Origin of the sequence: Lysobacter sp. 2RAF19, from assembly GCF_052115395.1 — a bacterium.
In the GTDB taxonomy this organism is placed as follows: domain Bacteria; phylum Pseudomonadota; class Gammaproteobacteria; order Xanthomonadales; family Xanthomonadaceae; genus Noviluteimonas.
Genome location: NZ_JBFRGO010000004.1, coordinates 32,154 through 47,522, shown reverse-complemented (window position 1 = coordinate 47,522; position 15,369 = coordinate 32,154). Strand labels below are relative to the sequence as shown.

16 protein-coding genes are annotated in these 15,369 nt (G+C 67.7%); 11 read left to right on the top strand and 5 right to left on the bottom strand.

Features of this window, described 5'->3' with window-relative positions; translation table 11 throughout:
- Positions 1 to 2: 2 nt before the first annotated feature.
- The 4 genes from AB4059_RS14240 to AB4059_RS14225 all read left to right on the top strand — a co-directional run bounded on the left by AB4059_RS14240 (position 3) and on the right by AB4059_RS14225 (position 2,439).
- Positions 3 to 407: a DUF1761 domain-containing protein gene (locus AB4059_RS14240; RefSeq protein WP_498979766.1), complete on the top strand. Its 405-nt coding sequence runs from the start codon at positions 3 to 5 to the stop codon at positions 405 to 407.
- Position 408: 1 nt separating this feature from the next.
- Positions 409 to 1,038, top strand: coding sequence for a 2-hydroxychromene-2-carboxylate isomerase (locus AB4059_RS14235; RefSeq protein WP_498979764.1), 630 nt, complete (start codon positions 409 to 411; stop codon positions 1,036 to 1,038).
- Between the two features lie 53 nt (positions 1,039 to 1,091).
- Positions 1,092 to 2,036 carry a DegV family protein gene (locus tag AB4059_RS14230; protein WP_498962916.1) on the top strand — a complete coding sequence of 315 codons (945 nt, stop codon included), beginning with the start codon at positions 1,092 to 1,094 and terminating at the stop codon, positions 2,034 to 2,036.
- A gap of 64 nt (positions 2,037 to 2,100) precedes the next feature.
- The gene (locus tag AB4059_RS14225) at positions 2,101 to 2,439 is read left to right on the top strand and encodes a hypothetical protein (RefSeq protein ID WP_498979763.1); all 339 of its coding nucleotides are present in this window, start codon (positions 2,101 to 2,103) and stop codon (positions 2,437 to 2,439) included.
- On the opposite strand, the gene AB4059_RS14220 is transcribed toward AB4059_RS14225, so the two are convergent.
- Entirely contained in the window at positions 2,440 to 3,114 is a 675-nt protein-coding gene (locus AB4059_RS14220; protein WP_498979762.1) for a helix-turn-helix transcriptional regulator, read from the bottom strand.
- Between the two features lie 307 nt (positions 3,115 to 3,421).
- On the opposite strand from AB4059_RS14220, the gene AB4059_RS14215 reads away from it, so the two are divergent.
- Positions 3,422 to 4,105, top strand: a complete 684-nt coding sequence (locus tag AB4059_RS14215) for a Dph6-related ATP pyrophosphatase (RefSeq protein ID WP_498979760.1) — start codon at positions 3,422 to 3,424, stop codon at positions 4,103 to 4,105.
- On the opposite strand, the gene fghA is transcribed toward AB4059_RS14215, so the two are convergent.
- Together fghA and AB4059_RS14205 are read right to left on the bottom strand one after the other, a co-directional pair.
- On the bottom strand, positions 4,078 to 4,908 hold the full coding sequence (gene fghA, locus AB4059_RS14210) for an S-formylglutathione hydrolase (protein WP_498979758.1): 831 nt from the start codon (positions 4,906 to 4,908) through the stop codon (positions 4,078 to 4,080). The two genes, AB4059_RS14215 and fghA, sit on opposite strands and share 28 nt — an antisense overlap.
- Positions 4,908 to 6,017, bottom strand: coding sequence for an S-(hydroxymethyl)glutathione dehydrogenase/class III alcohol dehydrogenase (locus AB4059_RS14205; protein ID WP_498979757.1), 1,110 nt, complete (start codon positions 6,015 to 6,017; stop codon positions 4,908 to 4,910). The genes fghA and AB4059_RS14205 overlap by 1 nt, the downstream gene beginning before the upstream one ends.
- Before the next feature lie 121 nt (positions 6,018 to 6,138).
- Between AB4059_RS14205 and AB4059_RS14200 the strand changes: the two genes are divergently transcribed.
- Positions 6,139 to 7,791, top strand: coding sequence for a tetratricopeptide repeat protein (locus tag AB4059_RS14200; protein ID WP_498979755.1), 1,653 nt, complete (start codon positions 6,139 to 6,141; stop codon positions 7,789 to 7,791).
- A gap of 9 nt (positions 7,792 to 7,800) precedes the next feature.
- On the opposite strand, the gene AB4059_RS14195 is transcribed toward AB4059_RS14200, so the two are convergent.
- Positions 7,801 to 9,177 carry a glutamate--cysteine ligase gene (locus AB4059_RS14195; protein WP_498979754.1) on the bottom strand — a complete coding sequence of 459 codons (1,377 nt, stop codon included), beginning with the start codon at positions 9,175 to 9,177 and terminating at the stop codon, positions 7,801 to 7,803.
- Between the two features lie 126 nt (positions 9,178 to 9,303).
- Positions 9,304 to 9,903: a ribosome biogenesis GTP-binding protein YihA/YsxC gene (gene yihA / locus AB4059_RS14190; protein WP_498979752.1), complete on the bottom strand. Its 600-nt coding sequence runs from the start codon at positions 9,901 to 9,903 to the stop codon at positions 9,304 to 9,306.
- A gap of 155 nt (positions 9,904 to 10,058) precedes the next feature.
- On the opposite strand from yihA, the gene AB4059_RS14185 reads away from it, so the two are divergent.
- The 5 genes from AB4059_RS14185 (at position 10,059) to AB4059_RS14165 (ending at position 15,369) form a co-directional block, all read left to right on the top strand.
- Positions 10,059 to 10,826: a c-type cytochrome gene (locus tag AB4059_RS14185; protein WP_498979751.1), complete on the top strand. Its 768-nt coding sequence runs from the start codon at positions 10,059 to 10,061 to the stop codon at positions 10,824 to 10,826.
- 109 nt (positions 10,827 to 10,935) lie between these two features.
- Positions 10,936 to 11,562, top strand: a complete 627-nt coding sequence (locus tag AB4059_RS14180; RefSeq protein WP_498979750.1) for a thiol:disulfide interchange protein DsbA/DsbL — start codon at positions 10,936 to 10,938, stop codon at positions 11,560 to 11,562.
- A 60-nt stretch (positions 11,563 to 11,622) separates the two neighbouring features.
- Positions 11,623 to 12,471 carry a thiol:disulfide interchange protein DsbA/DsbL gene (locus AB4059_RS14175; protein WP_498979749.1) on the top strand — a complete coding sequence of 283 codons (849 nt, stop codon included), beginning with the start codon at positions 11,623 to 11,625 and terminating at the stop codon, positions 12,469 to 12,471.
- A 32-nt stretch (positions 12,472 to 12,503) separates the two neighbouring features.
- The gene (locus tag AB4059_RS14170) at positions 12,504 to 13,241 is read left to right on the top strand and encodes an endonuclease/exonuclease/phosphatase family protein (protein ID WP_498963011.1); all 738 of its coding nucleotides are present in this window, start codon (positions 12,504 to 12,506) and stop codon (positions 13,239 to 13,241) included.
- Between the two features lie 112 nt (positions 13,242 to 13,353).
- Positions 13,354 to 15,369 carry a lytic transglycosylase domain-containing protein gene (locus tag AB4059_RS14165; protein ID WP_498979747.1) on the top strand — a complete coding sequence of 672 codons (2,016 nt, stop codon included), beginning with the start codon at positions 13,354 to 13,356 and terminating at the stop codon, positions 15,367 to 15,369.

Here is a 15,369-nt window from a genome sequence, read left to right as displayed (position 1 = left end):
CGATGCATCACTTGAACTGGTTGGCGATCGTGGCCGCGGCGGTGTCCGCGTTCGTGTTGGGCGGTCTGTGGTACGGCCCGCTGTTCAAGCATGCATGGTGCCGCGAAGCGGGCGTCGACCCGAACGCGGCACCCAAATCGCATCCGGCGAAAGTCTTCGGCATCGCCTTCGTCGCGGCGCTGATCGCCGCGTACGGCTTCGCGATGCTGCTGCACCTGATGAACACCGGGCCGGAGTTGTGGAAGTCGGTGCACGCGGGCGTGATGGTCGGCTTCTTCTTCGTCGCGATGAGCTTCGGCATCAATTACGCCTTTGCCGGCCGCAGTTTGAAACTGTGGCTGATCGACGCCGGTTACCACCTGCTGCAGTTCGCGCTGTACGGCCTGATCATCGGGGCCTGGCACTGAGATGGCGGCGCCGCTGCGCTGGTATTTCGATTTCCTCTCGCCCTTCTCCTACCTGCATTGGCAGAAGGTGAAGGGCCTGCGTGCGACGCACGCGGTGGAACCGGTGCCGGTCGTCTTCGGCGCGATCCTCTCGGCGCACGGGCAGAAGGGCCCGGCGGAAATCGCGGGCAAGCGCGAATTCACGTATCGGCACGTGCTGTGGCAGGCGCGCGCCGAAGGCGTACCGATGACCTTCCCGCCCGCGCATCCGTTCAACCCGCTCCTCGCGCTGCGCGCGTGCATCGCCGCGGGCAGCACGCCCGAGGCGGTCGATGCGATCTTCGACTGGATCTGGCGCGACGGGCGCGCGGCAGACGATGCCGCGGCGCTCGCGCCCCTGCTCGATCGGCTCGGCATCGCGCCCGAAGCGATCGGCGCAGCGGAAACCAAGGCCGCCCTGCGCGCGAACACCGACGCGGCGATCGCCACGGGCGTGTTCGGTGTCCCGACGCTGCAGATCGGCGACGCCTTGTTCTGGGGCAACGACGCGCACGACTTCGCGCTTGCTGCACTGCACGATCCCGCGCTGCTCGACGATCCGCAGATGCAGCGCGTGTCCACCCTGCCCGTCGGGATTTCCCGCCTGCCCTGAGTTGCGGTAGGGTCCGCGAACTCGATCACGTTTCCCTCGGGGGAGTTTGCGCAATGCGTATTGGTCTGGTGGTGGATTCGGCCTGCGACCTGCCGGGCGATTACCTGCGTCGCAACGGCTTCACGATCCTGCCCATCACCGTGCGCATCGGCGACCAGACGCGCGAGGACCAGCGCGACGAAGTCCAGACGCTCGAGTTCCTGCGCACGCACGTCGCCGAACACGGCGCCGAAGCCGAGACCGCGCCCTTCTCGGTCGAACAGATCACCGATGTCTTCCTCAAGAAGCTGGTGATCGACTACGACTACGTCTTCTGCATGACGATCACGCGCACGCGCAGCCCGATCTACGACAACGCATTGCAGGCGAGCTACGCGATCCTCAACGAATATCGCGGCGTGCGTTCGGCCGCGGGCCACGACACGCCGTTCGCGTTGCGCGTGATCGACACGCAGACGCTGTTCGCCGCGCAGGGCATCACGGCGGTGGAAGCGGTTCGCCTGATCAAGGCCGGCGAAGGCGCGCCGAAGATCCGTGCGCGCCTGGAGAACCTCGCGCTGCATACCTACGGCTTCATGATCCCGCGCGATTTGTATTACCTGCGCGCGCGGGCCCGCACGAAGGGCGATCGCAGCGTGGGCCTGCTCAGTGCGGCGCTCGGTTCGGCGCTCGACATCAAGCCGGTGCTGCGCGGTTATCGCGGCCAGACCGAGCCGATCGCCAAGGTCAAGGGCTTCGACAATGCGGTGCAGAAGCTGTTCGCGCACACGGCCGATCGCGTGCGCCGCGGCCTGATGACGCCGACGGTGTGCCTGAGCTACGGCGGCGAGCTCGCGGAGATGCGCGCCCTGCCCGGCTACGAGGACCTGCGCGTGACCTGCCAGAGCTACAACATCGAATTGTTCGAGAGCGTCATGAGCCTCACGGGCATGGTCAACGTGGGCAAGGGTGCGCTCGTGGTCGGGTTCGCCGCCGAGCCGCACGCGTTCGAAGCCTGAGGCCTTGACGCCGCGCACGCAGTGCGCGGGTGAGCATGCACGCATCCCGAAAGGAGTCGACCCCATGACCCGCTACTACCTCAGCCTGCCCGACCCGAAGACCGCGCGCGGCAGCGACGCGAACACGTCCTTCCAGGCGCACGGCGCGGCGGGCTTCGCATCGGAGTTGGAGGACGCGTTGCGTTCGACGGCCCTGTTCGAACGTTGGCGCGGGCAGCAGGAGGATCCCGACGATGTCGACCAGGCGCTGGCCGCGGTCGACCCGGCGGCGAGCGTCACCGGCGAACAGAACGACCTGCGCATCGACCTGGTCGCGACGACGACGCTGCCGGCGAGCATCCTGCGACATCGCCTGCGCCTGCTTGCGGGCGATGGTTGGCAACTGCGGGACGTCGCGGCCTGACTAGCCCGATGTCGTCGTCGCGCGCTCGCCGACATGCGCGGCGAGCAGCGCCATGCGCCCGTGCACGCCTTCGCGTTCGAACACGTGGTGCAAGTGCGTCTTCACCGTTTCCGGGCTGATGCCCAGTTGCCGCGCGATCTGCTTGTTGCTCATTCCGCGCGCGGCCCAATGCACGATTTCGCGCTGGCGTTCGGTCAGCGAAGACCAATCGCCGGTGTGATCGGGCGTGCCGTGCAACGGCGCTTCGGCGATCGGCGCAGGCGCGGGCACGCCGGTGCCCGCGTGCAGCGCTTCGAGCAGGAGCTCGGGCGCGACGACGAACAGGCCGGACTCGGCCGCACGGATCGCACGCATCACCGTGTCGGGGGAATCGTGTTTGTCCAGGCAGGCGTGGCCCTGCGATTCGACGCAGTGCTGCAAAGCCTCGACGTTCGGGTTGCGGTAGAAGTACAGGCGCCGCGGCGCGGGCAGTTGGGGCTTGCGTCGTTCGCGATCGACCTCGGGGTCGTCGCCGTCGAGCAGCAGTAGCGCGGGCTGGCCATTCGGGGATTCGCGCGGTTGGCCCGGGGCATAGGCGCCCAGCCAGTCGAATTCGCCGCGCATCGCGAGCAGGCGCTGCATGCGCGAACGCCAGGCGGCGTCGAGACCGATCACGAGCACGGGCATTGCAGCCATCGGGGGCCCTTGGTTGGACACGGCGCGACGATGCTTCCCCCGAATGCTCTCGCCGCTCACTCGTGAACGCTGGTCTCCCCGTAAACCGGACAAGCCCGCGTTCCCCCGACACAGCGATTGCGCGCGGGGGTTGGCACGCGGAATCTCCGGCCTGCAGCACGAGTTCGAAGTCGTGCGCCTCGTCCTGAGTTGCATGTACCCCCTTCATGCAACCCCCTGGCGGCGGAGACCCAAGGCTCCGTCGCCTTTTTTTGTGCGGAACGTGAGGGCGCGCGAGAATGGTGTTCGTTTCGCGTGAGGACGCCGCATGCCGACGGATCGACAGGCCCTGCTTTCCTGGAGCGGTGGAAAAGATGCCGCGTGGGCCCTGCAGACAGTTCGGGCGGCGGGCGGGACCGACGTGGTCGCACTCGTCACGACCGTCACGTCCGGTTTCGATCGCATCGCGATGCACGGCATCCGCCGCGACTTGCTGCAGGCACAGGCGCGGGCGGCGGGCGTGCCCGTGATCGAAGCGGTCATCCCGCCGCAATGCGACAACGCGACCTACGAAGCCTCTTTCGCGACTGCCTTGGCGCAGGCGCGCGCACGTTGGCCTGCGTGCGAGGACATCGTGTTCGGCGATCTGTTCCTCGAAGACGTGAAGGCCTGGCGTGAAGCCTTGTGCGCGCGCCTTGGATGGACACCGCGGTTTCCCTTGTTCGGTCGCGACACCACGCAACTCGCGCGCGCGATGATCGACGGTGGGTTGCGCGCGCACCTGTGTTGCGTCGATACGCAGCAACTCGATGCCGCCTTCAGCGGACGCGCGTTCGATGCGTCATTGCTCGCGGAGTTGCCGTCGGCCTGCGATCCCTGCGGCGAGCGCGGCGAGTTCCACACGCTCGTTCATGCCGGGCCGATGTTCACGCAACCGCTCGCCGTCGAACGCGGCGCGTCGGTGCTGCGCGACGGGCGCTTCGCCTATACCGACTTCAGCGCCGCGGCGTGATACGCGATGTGGTCGCCGATGAACGAGGCGACGAAATAGAAACCATGGTCGTAACCCGGGCGCATGCGCATGTCGAGGGTGTGCCCGCCATCGGCGCAGGCGTCGCGCAACATCTCCGGCAACAGTTTGTCGGTGAGGAACGGATCGGCTTGCCCCTGGTCGACCAATAGCTGCAAGCGTTCAGTCGAAGCGCGCAACAGATCGCATGCGTCCCACGCGCGCCACGTCTCCGGGTCTTCGCCGAAATACGCCGCGAAGGCCTTGCGGCCCCAGCCGCGCGATGCCGAACAGATCGGCGCCAGGGCCGACACGCTGCGATAGCGGCCCGGATTGCGCAGCGCGCAGATCAACGCGCCATGCCCGCCCATCGAATGTCCGGTGATGCCGCGCACGTCGCTCGCCGGGAACGCGGCTTCGATCAGCGCTGGCAACTCCTGCGTCACGTAGGCATGCATCCGGTACTGCGCCGACCACGGTGCCTGCGTTGCATCGACGTAGAACGACGCACTCAAACCGATGTCATCGCCTTCGGCATCCGGAACACCGGCGCCGCGCGGACTGGTATCGGGGCCGACGAGGATCAGCCCATGCTCGGCGGCGTAACGCTGTGCGCCGGATTTCTGGATGAAGTTCTGCTCGGTGCACGTCAGCCCGGACAGGACATACAGCACCGGGCAGCGCGCGCTGCTTGCCTGTGGCGGAAGGAACACGCTCACGCGCATCTCGCACGAGGTCGATGTCGCCTCGTGCGCCCAGACTTCCTGCGTGCCGCCGAAGCACGCGTGCGATTCGATCCTGCGCATCAGAAGTGGATGACGGTGCGGATGGATTCGCCGCGATGCATCAGGTCGAAGGCTTCGTTGATGCGTTCCAGCGGCAGGTTGTGGGTGATGAAGGGATCGAGCTGGATCTCCCCGCGCATCGCCTGCTGCACCATGCCCGGCAACTGCGTGCGCCCCTTGACGCCGCCGAAGGCCGAGCCGCGCCACACGCGCCCGGTGACCAGCTGGAACGGCCGCGTGCGGATTTCCTGCCCCGCGCCGGCAACGCCGATGATGACGCTTTCGCCCCATCCCTTGTGGCAGCACTCCAGGGCAGACCGCATGACATCGACGTTGCCGATGCATTCGAAGCTGAACTCCACGCCGCCGTCGGTCATCTCGACGATGACCTCCTGGATCGGCTTGTCGTAATCCCTCGGATTGATCGTGTCGGTCGCGCCCTGCGCGCGCGCCAGGTCGAACTTCGCCGGATTGGTATCCACGCCGATGATGCGCGCGGCACCCGCCGCCTTCGCGCCCTGCACCACCGCCAGCCCGATTCCGCCGAGCCCGAACACCGCGACCGTATCGCCGGGTTTCACCTTCGCGGTGTTGTGGACCGCGCCGAGCCCGGTGGTGACGCCGCAACCGAGCAGGCACACTTTTTCGAGCGGCGCCTGCGGATCGATCTTCGCCAGCGAGACCTCCGCGCACACCGTGTATTCGCTGAAGGTGCTCGTGCCCATGTAGTGGAAGATGGGCTTGCCTTCATAGGTGAAACGCGAGGTGCCATCGGGCATCACGCCCTTGCCCTGCGTCGCGCGCACGGCCTGGCACAGGTTGGTCTTGCCGGAGGTGCAGAACTTGCACTTCCCGCATTCGGCCGTGTAGAGCGGAATGACATGGTCGCCTGGCTGCACGCTGGTCACGCCTTCGCCGACTTCGACCACCACGCCGCCGCCTTCGTGGCCGAGCACCGCGGGGAACAGGCCTTCGGGGTCGTCGCCGCTCAGCGTGAACGCATCGGTGTGGCACACGCCGGTGTGCGTGATGCGCACGAGCACTTCGCCCGCGCGCGGCGGCGCGACGTCGATCTCGACGATGCGCAGCGGTTGACCGGGGGCGAAAGCGACGGCGGCGCGGGACTTCATCGGCGTGGGCTCGGCTGATCGGGGGCGCCCACGCTACACCGCCGGGCCGGCGCGTGGAATGCGTCCTGTCGGCCGGGCGACTTGCGTTTTACCTCCTGTCTCGACAGCAGGATCCTCCGCCATGCGTCGTCATCGCATCTGGGCCGCTCTCATCGCCACCCTCGCGCTCGCCGCCTGCGAAGCGCCCGCACCCCGCACCGATGCATCCGCGACGCCCGCACCGCCGCTGTTCGAAACCTTCGGGCAGTTGCATCGCGACATCGGCACGCCGGTGCCCGCTGCGCAGCGTTACTTCGACCAGGGCTTGCGGCTCGCCTACGGCTTCAACCACGAGGCCGCGGGCCGCGCATTCGCCGAAGCCGCGCGCCTGGATCCGCAATGCGCGATCTGCGTGTGGGGCCAGGCGCTCGTGCTCGGGCCGAACATCAATCTGCCGATGCAGCCCGACGTCGTACCGCAAGCCGCTGCGCTCGCGAAGAAGGCGCTGTCGCTCGCCGACAACGCGAAGCCGGCCGATCGCGCGTTGATCGAAGCGTTGGCGAAGCGCTATGCCGATCCCGCGCCCGCCGATCGCGCGCCGCTGGACAAGGCCTACGCCGATGCGATGGCGAATGTGGTGGCGCAGTTCCCCGACGACGACGATGCGCAAGCGATGTACGCCGAAGCGTTGATGGACCTCACGCCCTGGAATTACTGGACCGCCGGCAAACCGAACGCGGATACGCCGAAGATCCTCGGCGCGATCGAGACGGTGCTCAAACGCAATCCGAAACACATCGGCGCGATCCACTACTACATCCACGCGGTCGAAGCGTCCGATGATCCCGGCCGCGCCGAGGCGCTCGCCGACACGCTGGGCGGTCTCGCGCCCGGCTCGGGGCACCTGGTGCACATGCCCGCGCACATCTACATCCGTACGGGCCGCTACAACGACGCGACGCTCGCCAATTTCCGCGCCTCCACCGCCGACAAGGAATTCCTCGCGGTCTGCAGGGGCACCAATGGCATGTATCCGCTCGGTTACGTGCCGCACAACTGGCACTTCGCAACGCTCAGCGCGGGCCTGATGGGATCGCGCACGCTGGCCACGCAGGCCTCGGACCAGACCGCACAACACGCGGACATGGAGAAACTGGACGCGCTCAACTTCATGCAGCACTTCGTGGTCGTGCCGATGCAGACCGAAGTCCGTTTCGGCGAGTGGGACGCGATCCTCGCGCGCACGCAATCGCCTGCGCCGCAGCCCTATCCGACCGGCATCTGGCATTTCGCGCGCGGCATGGCGCAACTGCGCAAGGGCAACATGCCGGAGGCGGAGCGCGAACTCGCCGCGTTGCAAGCGCTCGCGGACGATCCGGCGATGGCCAAGCTGATGCTCGGTACCACGAACTACGCCGGCGATCTGCTGAAAGTGGGCGCCGGTGTGTTGCAGGGCGAGATCGCCTCGTCGCAGGGCAAACACGACCAGGCCATCGCAGCGCTGCGCAAGGCCGGGGACATCGAAGACAAGCTGACCTACAACGAGCCTGCGGATTGGCCGCTGCCCGTCAGCAATTATCTTGGCGCGGCGTTGTTGAAAGCCAGGCGCCCGGCCGATGCGGTGAAGGCGTTCGAAAACGACCTGCAGAAATTCCCGAAGAACGGCTGGGGCCTGTATGGCCTGGCGCAGGCACAGGACGCGATGGGCGACAAGCACGCCGCGGCGGAAACGCGCAAGCAGTTCCAGGCGGCATGGCAGTGGGCCGATACCCCGCTTCAGGCCGCGGTGTTCTGACCGCTTCGGTCAGTACTGGAACTCGGAAAACACGCGGTCGATGTTGCCGGCCCACGGGCCTTCGTACAGCGCGAGCTTGCGCTCGGCCGGCGTCTGGTTGGCTTCGGCGCTTTCGATCAGCGGATCGAGGAACACGCGCTCGTCCACGCCGCTCTTGTTGCGGCGATCGCGACGCGCCAGGCCCGCGGCGGAAATCTTCAGCACTTCGATCGCCAGCTCGCGCACGGTGGCCTGCGATTTGCCCAGGCGCGCGGGCAACTTCAACGCATGCTTCGGCACGCCGTCGCGCAAGGCGTGGCGTTCTTCGCGCGAATAGTCCTTGACCAGGTCCCAGGCCGCATCGAGCGAGGCGTCGTCGTACAACAGGCCGACCCAGAACGCGGGCAGCGCGCAGATGCGATTCCACGGGCCGGAATCGGCGCCGCGCATTTCCAGGTACTTCTTCAGGCGCACTTCGGGGAAGGCGGTGGTCATGTGGTCCGACCAGTCGCGCAGCGTGGGCAGCGCGCCCGGCGTGACATCCAGCTTGCCGTCCAGGAACTTGCGGAAGGACTTGCCCGACGCATCCAGGTATTCGCCGTTGCGATAGACGAAGTACATCGGCACGTCGAGCAGATAATCGGTGTAACGCTCGAAACCGAAGCCGTCCTCGAACACGAAGTCGAGCATGCCGGTGCGGTCGGGATCGGTGTCGGTCCAGATGTGCGAGCGATACGACAGGAAGCCGTTGGGCTTGCCTTCGGTGAACGGCGAATCGGCGAACAGCGCGGTCGCGATCGGTTGCAGCGCGAGCGAGGTGCGGAACTTCTTCACCATGTCCGCTTCGCTGGCGAAATCCAGGTTGACCTGCACGGTGCACGTGCGCGTCATCATGTCCAGGCCCAGGCTACCGCGCTTGGGCATGTACGCGCGCATGATCTTGTAGCGGCCCTTGGGCATCCACGGCATTTCGTCGCGGCGCCACTTCGGCTGGAAGCCCATGCCGAGGAAGCCGATGCCGAGCTGCCCGGCGACGGCTTTGACTTCGTCCAGGTGCGTGTTGGTTTCGCGACAGGTGTCGTGGATGGATTCGAGCTGGCCGCCGGAGAGTTCGAGCTGGCCGGCGGGCTCGAGCGTGACGCTCGCCCCGTCGCGCGCCAAGGCGATGGTGCGGCCGTGTTCGCGCACCGGTTCCCAACCGAAACGCACCAGGCCTTCGAGCAACGCTTCGATGCCGCGCTCACCGTCGAAGGTGGGCGGGCGCAGGTCGTCGGTGCGGAAGCCGAATTTCTCGTGCTCGGTGCCGATGCGCCAATCGGTGCGCGGCCTGCTTCCGGACGCGAGGTATTCGACCAGCTCGCGCCGATCGGTGATGGGAAGCTCGGCGACGTTGCTCAGGCTCGACATCGGTTCCTTCCGTTGCAGGCCCGGCACTATAGTCCCGGTAACGTCCACGCACTCCTCACGCGGACAGGACGCCGTCGTTCCAAAGTTGGCACTTGTGCGGGCCGTTCCCGCGCGCGGGGCTCGCCGTCAGACGCCCAGCCAGCGCGAGACCACGGCCCGCGCTTCGTCCACGCCCTGCTTGGATTCGGCGGAAAAGGTCTGCACCGAAACACTGTCGCCGTACACGCGCGTCAGTTCCATGCGCACGGCCTGCAGCGTATTCGCCGCCGCGCCGCGCGAGAGCTTGTCGGCCTTGGTCAGCACCGCATGCGCGGGGATGCCGCGCTGAAGCGCGTAACCGAGCATCTGCCGGTCGTAGTCCTTCAGCGGGTGGCGGATGTCCATGATGACCACCAGGCCCTGCAGGGCATCGCGCGTTGAGAAATAGCCGTCGAGGAACTGCTGCCAGTGCGACTGCAGATCCTTGGGGACCTTCGCGTAGCCGTAGCCGGGCAGGTCGACCATGTGTTTGTGCGGGGCGACTTCGAAGAACACCAGCTGCTGCGTCCGGCCCGGCGTCTTGGACACGCGGGCCAGCGCATTCTGCTGCGCGATGGCGTTGAGGGCGCTCGACTTGCCGGCGTTGGAACGACCGGCGAAGGCGACCTCGGCGCCGGCATCGGGCGGCAATTGGCGATAGTTGTGCGCCGAAAGGACATAGCGGGCGCGGGCAAAGGGGTTGGCCATGGCGACAAGGATCGCACGCCGCGCAAGCCCGGCCGGCCTCCGGTTTGACCGGTCGGCGGCCCGCCGTCGATAATCCCGCGCCTTCGCGACCGAATTTCGGTCCGCGACCACCCGGCGGCCTGGTTTCGCCGGACCCAGCAATTTCGGAGCTTTGCATGCGCCACGCACGCGTCCTGCGCTACGCCGGTCTCGCGGCCACCTTTGCGGTCGCCGCCGTCGCTTTCGCCCAAACCCAGGTGACGCCCGTCGCCCCGGATGCCCAGGTGGAAACCAAGCCGCTGGTCGAGGCCAAGCCGGTGTGGGGCGACGTGAAGCGTGGCGACCAGAAGGCCGGTACGTGCGCAGCCTGCCACGGCCTGGACGGCAACCCGACCGATCCGCAGTACCCGCGCCTGGCCGGCATGCCGGAGCGCTACATCGCGCACCAGCTGGAACTCTTCAAGAGCGGCCAGCGCACCTCGGGCATGGCCGCGGTGATGAAGCCCTTCGCCGACGCCCTCACCGCGCAGGACATGCGCGACCTGGGTGCGCACTTCGCGGTGCAGAAGGCCGGCGCCGGCGTGGCCGACGACACCGCCATCGCCACCGGCCCCAACGCCGGCATGAAGTTCTACGAAGTGGGCGAGCGCCTGTTCCGCCAGGGCGATCTGGCGCGCGGCATCCCCGCGTGCATGTCCTGCCACGGCCCTGCCGGCGGCGGCAACCCCGGCCCGGCCTACCCGGCCCTCGCCGGCCAGCAGTCGGCCTATGCGCAGCGTCGCCTCGAGGAATATCGCGCGGGCACGACCACGCAGACCGATCCGCACCTGTTCAACATCATGGCTTCGGTCGCCAAGCCGCTGACGGACGAGGAAATCCAGTCGCTGGCCAGCTACGTGCAGGGCCTGCACAAGCGCTCGGACGAAGCCACCGCACAACAGTAAGCACGGCGGAACCTGCGCCGGCGGAAGCTGTCGAAGCGTTCACGACCTTGATCAGCACGCCGGTCCCACACTGTGGACCGGCGTTTTTTTTGACCCCCGAAGGATCCGCATGACCCGTCGCGTTGCGTTCCTCCTGCTGGCCCTGCTGCTTCCCCTCGCCGCGTTCGCGCAGGCGCCGTCCGCGCCGGTCGAGGATGTCGACTACGAAGTGCTCGACACGCCCGGCACGTTCGACACCGTGCGCAAGGGCGAGATCGAAGTCGCCGAAGTGTTCGCCTACACCTGCCACCACTGCCACGACTTCGCGCCGAAGATCGAAGCTTGGCGCGCGAGCCTCCCGAAGAACGTCAAGGTGCGTTACGTGCCGGCGGCCTACGACCTCGACGACACCTTCGGCCGCGGGTATTTCGCCTCCGAACAGCTCGGGACCGTGGCGCGCACGCATGCGGCGACCTTCCGCGCCGTGCACGACGACCAGGTGCTGCCGATGAATCCCAGCGACGCCGAACTGACCACGTACTACGCCACCCTCGGCGTGGATGCGAAGAAGTTCTCGGCGGCGATCGCCAGCCCGCAGGTCGCCGCGCGCATGAAGGCCGCGCACGACTTCGCGCTGCGCATCCAGCTCCAGGGCACCCCGACGCTCATCGTCGACGGCAAGTACCGCGTGATGGGCCACTCGCTGGATGACATGCTGCGCATCGCCGGCGCGCTCATCGCGCATCCGCCCCGCTGATTTTCCGTTCCACCCATCCGCCCACCTGATATTCAGGCACTCCGCTGGAGGATCGACCCCATGACCCGACGCGTCCTGCTCCCCCTGGTTTCCTCGCTCCTCCTTCTCACCCTGGCTGCCTGCGGCAAGAGCGAAGCGCCGACGGCCGCCGCGCCGGCCGCGCAGTCCACCGCCGCGATGCCGGCCAGCGCCGACGAACCCGCCGCGAGCACCGCCGCCGCGCCGGTGGCCGCATCCACCGCCGCCCCGGCCGCCAACCCCTCGGCCGACGCCGCTGCGCAGAAGGCCCTGGCCTCCGCGAACGATCCCTCCGGCCTGGTCGAAGGCCGCGACTACGTCGCCATCAAGGGCGGCGAGCCGTGGAAGCCGTTGGACGGCAAGATCGAAGTCGTCGAAGTCTTCGGTTACGTCTGCCCGGCGTGCGCCGCGTTCGATCCGCTGGTGTCCGCATGGAAGGCCAAGCTGCCGGCCGACGTGCGCTTCTCCTACGTGCCCGCGCCGTTCGGCCCGGAGTGGAACCCCTACGCGAAGGCCTTCTACGTCGCCGAATCGATGGGCCTGGTCGAGCGCTCGCACAGCGCGCTGATCAAGGAGATCCACATCACGCAGACGATGCCGGGCGAAGGCGATCCGGTCGACGAGCAGAAGATCGCCAACTTCTACGGCAAGTACGGCGCGAACCCGAAGGAATTCCTGAGCACGATGAATTCGTTCTCGGTGGACGCGCAGGTCAGCAAGGGCCGGCAGTTCATGATCCGCTCGGGCGCGAACAGCACGCCCACGCTGATCGTCAACGGCAAGTACAAGGTCACCGGCAACAGCTTCGAGGACATGCTGCGCATCGCCAGCGGCCTGATCGCGAAGGAGCGTGCCGCCGGCGGCGCGCCCGCCGCGGCGTCGCAGGGCTGATCGCCGGGCTGATGACCCACCGCCGCCTCAAGCTGCTCAGCGCGAATATCCAGGCCGGGTCGAGCACCCGGCGTTACACGGATTACGCGACGCGCAGCTGGTCGCACGTGTTGCCCGCGGGCAACAAGCGCGGCAGCCTGGATGCGATCGCGCAACTGGCGGGCGGCCACGACATCGTCGGCCTCAACGAAAGCGACCCCGGAAGCCTGCGCTCGGGGTTCACCAACCAGACGCACTACCTCGCGCAACGCGGGGGCTTCGCGTACTGGAGCCACCAGCCCAACCGCAACGTCGGCGGTTTCGCCTCCAGCGCGAATGGGTTGCTGTCGAAGCTCGAGCCCGTCGAAGTGCACGACCATCCCCTGCCCGGCCGCGTGCGCGGGCGTGGCGTGCTGGTCGCGCAATTCGGCAACGGCGACGACGGGCTGACGGTGGCCGTCGCGCATCTGTCGCTCGGCGCCGGATCGCGCGCTTCGCAACTGTCGTTCATCGCCGAACTGCTGCACGACCATCCGCACGCCATCCTGATGGGCGATTTCAATTGCGATCCGGACCGGCCGGAGATGCAGCAGTTGTACAAGCGCACGCGCCTGCAGCCGCCGGCCTCGTGCGTACCGACCTTCCCCAGCTGGCGGCCGCAGCGCGCGATCGACCACATCCTCACCACGGGCGACCTGCGCATCGCGCGCATGGAAGCCTTCGCCGCGGCGTATTCGGATCACCTGGCGATCGCCGCGGAAATCGACGTTCCGGAACACGCGCTGCGTTGAGTGTGCCTTGCGGGATTCCCGACGTTCCTTCGGGTGGTTTCCTGACTGATCGATTCACGAGGCGTCGGCTATAGTCGGGCCCAGGTCGTTCGTCTCCCCCAACGGATCGTCCATGCTGCGACATACGCTGCCGCTTCTGTCCGCGCTTTTGCTGTGTTCGTCTTCGGCGATCGCACAGCAGGGCAAGACCGCGCCCGCCGGCAAGATCCTGCCGCCGCCGTTGCGCAACGCGCCGATCCTCGTGGTGCCGCAACGCGACCAGATCCGCGAGGCATTCACCGCTGCCGAGCGCGGCACCCTGTCGTCGGAACAAATGGCCGCGCTCGCCAACCATCCCTTGGTCGGGTGGGTCGAGTACGCGCAGCTCAAGCGCGACATCGACACCGTGCCGGCGTCGCGCGGGCAAGCCTTCCTCGCCAAGTACAAGGGGCAGGCGCTCGAAGGCGCCTTCCGCGAACTCTGGCTCGCCGCATTGTCGCGTCGCGAGGATTGGCCTGCGTTCCGCAGTGCGTGGTCGCCGTCGATCAAGGACACCGCCTTGCGCTGCGCCGAACTTCAGTCGCGCGCGGCCACGGGCAACACCGACGCCACGTGGGTCGCCGACGCGCAAGCGATGTGGCGCAGCACCGGCAAGGCCTTGCCGGTGGCGTGCGATGCGCCCTTCGCAATGCTGGCGTCGAAGGGCGGCTTGCCGGCTTCCCTGCGCTGGGAGCGCATCGACGCCGCGGCGAACGAATGGGAGCCTTCGGTCATGCGCAGCGCCGCGCGCGGGCTGCCGCCGGAGGACATGGCGCTGGCCAACGACTACGCCGCGTTCTTCGAAGCCGTGCACGATCGCGCGCTGACGTGGCCGAAGACGCCGCGCAGCCGCCTGATGGCCTCGCAGGGGCTCGCGCGGCTGGCGAAGTCGGCGCCGATGCTCGTCGACACGCAACTGCCGAAGTTCGCCAGTGCGCTGCAATTCACCGATGCCGATCGCGCGCGCCCGCTGTACCAGGCTGCGTTGTGGACGGTCGCCTCCTACGAACCCGATTCGGCGCGACGCCTGAATGCCGTGCCCGACAGCGCCTACGACGACCGCCTGCACGAGTGGCGTGCGCGCGAAGCGATGTCGCGCAGCGATTGGCCGGCCGCACTGGCCGCCATCCGCAAGATGGGCGACAAGCAGCGCAGCGATTCGCGCTGGACCTACTTCCAGGCGCGCCTGACCGAAATGACCGGCGACAAGGCGGGCGCGCAGGCGCTGTATCGCGATGCGGCGCGCAAGCCGGAATTCCACGGCTTCCTCGCCGCCGATCGCATCGGGCAGCCGTATGCGCTGTGCCCGGTGGATGTCGCGCTCGGCACGTCGCAGCAAGCGGCGATCGCACGCGATCCCGCCATCGTTCGCGCGATGGCGCTCTACCAGGCCGATCGTCCCGGTTGGGCGCAACGCGAATGGGACGAGGCGTTGTCGCGCTTCGACGATACGCAACGTCGCCTCGCCGTCGCGGTCGCGCAGGACTACGGGTGGTTCGACCGCGCGGTGTTCGCGCTCGGCAAACAGCCCGAAGAAGCGCGCATGTACGGCCTGCGCTTCCCCTTGCACCACGATGCGACGATCCGCCGCGAGGCCACGAAGAACGGGCTCGATCCGGCATGGGTCGCCGCCGAGATCCGCGCCGAGAGCGTCTTCAATCCCAATGCCCGCTCCGGCGCGAATGCGATGGGCCTGATGCAGGTCGTTCCCGCCACCGGCATGGCCACCGCAAAGCGCATCGGCCTGCCGTGGAGCGGTGCCTCCACGCTTTACGACCCCGACGCGAACATCGCCATCGGCGCCGCCTACCTGCGCCAGTTGTACGACAAGTACGGCCCGCCCTACATGGTGCTTGCCGGCTACAACGCGGGCCCGGCACCGCTCGCGCGCTGGCAGGCGCAGCGGCCGGGCATGGATCCGGATTTCTGGATCGAGACCATCAGCTACAAGGAAACCCGCGATTACGTCGCGCGCGTGCTGGCCTTCAGCGTGATCTACGACTGGCGCCTCAACGGCGACGCCGCGCCGGTCAGCGACCGGATGCGTGGGCGCGCCGGAGTGCGCAAGTCTTTCGCCTGCCCGACGACGGTCGTCCTGAACACCCCCTAG

Excerpts from the sequence above, each read along its gene's own strand:
- AB4059_RS14180 (WP_498979750.1), top strand. The coding sequence starts at position 10,936 with ATGACCCGTCGCGTTGCGTTCCTCCTGCTGGCCCTGCTGCTTCCCCTC.
- AB4059_RS14240 (WP_498979766.1), top strand. The coding sequence starts at position 3 with ATGCATCACTTGAACTGGTTGGCGATCGTGGCCGCGGCGGTGTCCGCG.
- yihA (WP_498979752.1), bottom strand. The coding sequence starts at position 9,903 with ATGGCCAACCCCTTTGCCCGCGCCCGCTATGTCCTTTCGGCGCACAAC.
- AB4059_RS14220 (WP_498979762.1), bottom strand. The coding sequence starts at position 3,114 with ATGGCTGCAATGCCCGTGCTCGTGATCGGTCTCGACGCCGCCTGGCGT.
- AB4059_RS14175 (WP_498979749.1), top strand. The coding sequence starts at position 11,623 with ATGACCCGACGCGTCCTGCTCCCCCTGGTTTCCTCGCTCCTCCTTCTC.
- AB4059_RS14165 (WP_498979747.1), top strand. The coding sequence starts at position 13,354 with ATGCTGCGACATACGCTGCCGCTTCTGTCCGCGCTTTTGCTGTGTTCG.
- AB4059_RS14205 (WP_498979757.1), bottom strand. The coding sequence starts at position 6,017 with ATGAAGTCCCGCGCCGCCGTCGCTTTCGCCCCCGGTCAACCGCTGCGC.
- AB4059_RS14215 (WP_498979760.1), top strand. The coding sequence starts at position 3,422 with ATGCCGACGGATCGACAGGCCCTGCTTTCCTGGAGCGGTGGAAAAGAT.
- AB4059_RS14225 (WP_498979763.1), top strand. The coding sequence starts at position 2,101 with ATGACCCGCTACTACCTCAGCCTGCCCGACCCGAAGACCGCGCGCGGC.
- fghA (WP_498979758.1), bottom strand. The coding sequence starts at position 4,908 with ATGCGCAGGATCGAATCGCACGCGTGCTTCGGCGGCACGCAGGAAGTC.
- AB4059_RS14195 (WP_498979754.1), bottom strand. The coding sequence starts at position 9,177 with ATGTCGAGCCTGAGCAACGTCGCCGAGCTTCCCATCACCGATCGGCGC.
- AB4059_RS14200 (WP_498979755.1), top strand. The coding sequence starts at position 6,139 with ATGCGTCGTCATCGCATCTGGGCCGCTCTCATCGCCACCCTCGCGCTC.
- AB4059_RS14235 (WP_498979764.1), top strand. The coding sequence starts at position 409 with ATGGCGGCGCCGCTGCGCTGGTATTTCGATTTCCTCTCGCCCTTCTCC.
- AB4059_RS14185 (WP_498979751.1), top strand. The coding sequence starts at position 10,059 with ATGCGCCACGCACGCGTCCTGCGCTACGCCGGTCTCGCGGCCACCTTT.
- AB4059_RS14230 (WP_498962916.1), top strand. The coding sequence starts at position 1,092 with ATGCGTATTGGTCTGGTGGTGGATTCGGCCTGCGACCTGCCGGGCGAT.